This is a genomic window from Aureivirga marina, from assembly GCF_015767265.1.
In the GTDB taxonomy this organism is placed as follows: Bacteria; Bacteroidota; Bacteroidia; order Flavobacteriales; family Flavobacteriaceae; genus Aureivirga; species Aureivirga marina.
In genome coordinates, this window is sequence record NZ_JADPIB010000015.1 from 1 (window position 1) to 3593 (window position 3593).

Annotated in this window: 1 protein-coding gene and 1 pseudogene; both read right to left on the reverse strand. The window is 32.5% G+C overall.

Annotated features, from left to right (window positions below; translation table 11 throughout):
* Window positions 1-3128, reverse strand: a 3128-nt coding sequence (locus tag I1A51_RS17550) for a hypothetical protein (RefSeq protein WP_196896236.1), incomplete at its 3' end; no start/stop codon positions are given.
* Between the two features lie 64 nt (window positions 3129-3192).
* Window positions 3193-3593 (reverse strand): annotated as a pseudogene (locus I1A51_RS17555) (hypothetical protein); the annotation flags it as partial.

The following is a 3593-nucleotide window of genomic DNA, read 5'->3' on the forward strand; positions in this document are numbered from 1 at the left end:
GCATAATATTTCCCATTTAACTTCTTTACATTGATTTTCTTAGTCTTATCAATATCAAAATATCCTTGTACATAATCATAAAATCCTGCCTTTTTACTCATATTAAGTAAAAACTTAAAGAAAATAGGCTTATCATAATGCTCTCCTAAATAATTATTCTTGAAATATGCTATCTTATCACTCTGATTCTCAATATTTGAATAATCATAATCTGGTAGTTTTACATAAAGATAATTTGTAGGTCCTGTTTGACTGTTGAATAAATTAGTATTTGTCAACTCATTCGAAGTTGGATCAAAACTCCTTCCTGCTCCAATTACTTTAAACATTTGCATCGCTTTCTTATCTTGTACAAATTGATAATCATCCGATTCAAATGTTAAATCTATCTCTCCTCCTGATGGTAATTTAATTTTTGACAAAGTCCAAACTCCTGCATATCGATCTTGTAATGCTCTGCTTTCCTGTTGTACATAAGGAAATTCCTGTGGTGTTGGCTCATCTGTAATACCAATCCCACTATTCCCTGAATAAGGCCTGTAATTACCCCAAATGTCATATGCTTTTAAATTGTAATTTGGATTTTCTGTAGCACCACTCTTATATTCAAAATGATAAGGAGTATAAGCTCCCATTTCTGATGTCCCATAAGTAAAATAAAGCTTGTCTAAAGTTAATTTCCCTTTAGTTCCTGGCGCTACTGAATTTGGAACATTTCCACTTAATTCATATACATATTTAAAATGTGCTTTTTTAATCAAATAAGCATCTAATCCATTCTTTTCGTAATCTTTTCTATTGTAAAGACTAATTGATTTTAATGCATAAGAATTCTCTCCTAATGCTCCTTTTGCATCAAATCTTGGCTCTAAATCAAAAATTGCTACATGAGTCTTTGTTTCAATCTTTTTTAAGTACTCTATTTGTTTTTTCCCTGAAACATAGTTTCCTTTCTCATCCAAATGATTCGATTTAAACCCTTCATTAAAAGAAGCTTTTTTATTTCCAAAAGGAACTTTCCAATTGTAATTCTCATACTTTTTCTCATAAGTAAATTTGGTATACGTTCCTAAATCATCTGGTGTAGGACCATTCATTGTTCTGTCCTCATAATCTGGAGATAAAACCTCTGTCAATAAATAACTATAAGCATAAGGATCTGTTTTTTCTTTATTGTAGAAATTATCTCTTCCTTCTCGATTATCAACCGAATCTTCTGTATCTGTATAAACTACTGTTCCTGGCTCTGAAGAACTCTCATTCCCTTTAACATTAAAACTAGATTCTATCTTCTCTGTATTATACAATGTTTTCCCAAAAATATAAGTAGCACCTCCGTCTTTTAATACTCTTATCTCTCCAATATGATGGTCTTGAGAATTTTGATTTATAAATTCTGTCTTTCCTAAAGCCTTTAAATCACCAACTGTTAATTTCGAAATAGAACTATTTCTTTTCTCTCTATGCTCTCTTTTTATTTTATCGGTAATTAAAAGTGATTCTGTAGATTCTCCATTTTCAGTATAAACCTTTTTCTCAAACCTTGAAACTGCACGAATCCCATCAAAAACACCAACTGTCTTTAATGCGATTGGTGAATATCCTCCTAATTCATCATGCAGAATATTAGATTCTCTATCCATCGTTAATTCTCCAATCTGCTTGAAATAACTTGGCTCATAATCTATTGAATTCGTATTATTATTCTCTAAAAAGTTTCCTGTTGCACTTGTATTCCAAACTCCTGTTGTACTCTCATTTACACTAATTCTATAGTCATATCCCATATGAGCTCCAAATCCTGCCTCAAACTCTCCTCCAAACTCTTGACTAATTGACTCGTCTTGAACTTTTGGATCTCGAACAAAATTAACCTGTCCTTTAAAAGGTCTAAATGTCCCTCCAATTCCTTGTCCTTGAATTGAGTAAATATCATATGTCTGATTTGTAACTGGCATCACATTAATATCCGGAGTGATTACTTTTTCATTCTCCCTATTAAAATCCAATAAATCATTAGATCCTGCATCTTTTGAATAATCATATCCATATGCAGCAGTTACTTGTCTCTCATTCTTTATTGTTTGGACTGTTCCATATCCTGACAAACCTAACTCTCCATCAATACCTGCTACTGAAACTCCAGTTGAAGCTGAAAATGTTACAGCATTAGTCTTAAAAGCTGTTCGCTTAGAAGGTGTGTAGGTATTATCTATAAAAGAAATCGACCCATAAGCTCCATCTTTATTCCCTCCATTAAATGGACGTTTTTTATTTCCTTTTCTTCTTTCTAAACTCGCAGATAAATTGGTGCTTATTAGTCCTTGTCTGGAATTTAATCTAACTCCAAAACCTACTGAACCTCCTGCTACTCCATTCTTCTCAAAATTTAAATTCCTCGTCTGTACTCCTGAAAAACTTTGGGAAATATTTGAAGCAACTGTAACTCCTTCTGTACTTGAAGAAGTTAAATCCATACCAACAGAAGTTTTTGTACTAATATCATAAGACAATCCTAATGCCGTTCCTAAAGTAGGCTTAAAACTAATTCCTTTATAATTATTATATTCTGCAATGATTCCTAACTTTAAATTAACATGTAAAGAATCTGCTTCTTGAACCCCTGAATTACCAGATCCTCCTGAACCACCGCTTCCACTACCACTAGTAGATTGATTTTTATTCCCTAATTCAAATCCTAATAATTGCAAATTCAAATCTGCTATAGCTCCAACTGTTACATTAGGCTTTAAATAGTTCTCCGTCTCTATTTTATCTCCCTTAAAATCATCGGGAAGACCTCGAACTTGTCGATTGATTTGTCCTACATTTAAATTCCATCCTAAACCAACCCAAGAAGCTTCTTGGTCCATAGAAATCCCCGATTGATAAGCTAAATTTAGGGGATAACCTCCAACATCCATAACTGGAATATTATAATTGAAATCTCCAGAAGATAAATTCACCATATCTGAAGTCCCAATTGGTGTAAAAGACGCAAACTCTGGCTGACCAGGACCTCCTGTCAAAGCGAAAGCTTTACGATATAATACGTCCTGAAAAAGAATACTCATTGCCATATAGACACTAAGAACTTTCAGAACAAAACTTTTTCGAAAAGTGTTCATTATATTTTTATTAATAAGTTGTATAAATTTTATAAAATATCGTATGATATTAGCTTGAAAGATTTTATTTTTGAGACTTCTCTAATCTCTTTTTCAGCTCTTTTAATTCTTTTTCTTGTGCTTCTATTTTCTTATTTTGTTCAATCACATAAAGTGTGAGCTCTTCTACTTTTCTAAGTAAAATATTACTCATATCTCCTACTTGAACTCCTTCTTTTTCTACTTTCTCTGCTGATGGAACATTCTCTAAATGTCCGTTTTCTTCAATGTACTTCTCAACCTCTTGTAATGGCTTTAAATCATAACCTTTTTTAAATACATAATCAGGCCAGTTAATCGTCTCTACCAAAACTTCTTTTGCTCTGATCTGTCCATTAACTTCTAATAAATCATTTAAATCTTGACCATTCATTCCGATTCCAACCTTTCCGTTTGTGTCAATCTCAAAGCGAGGTGTCCAAACAG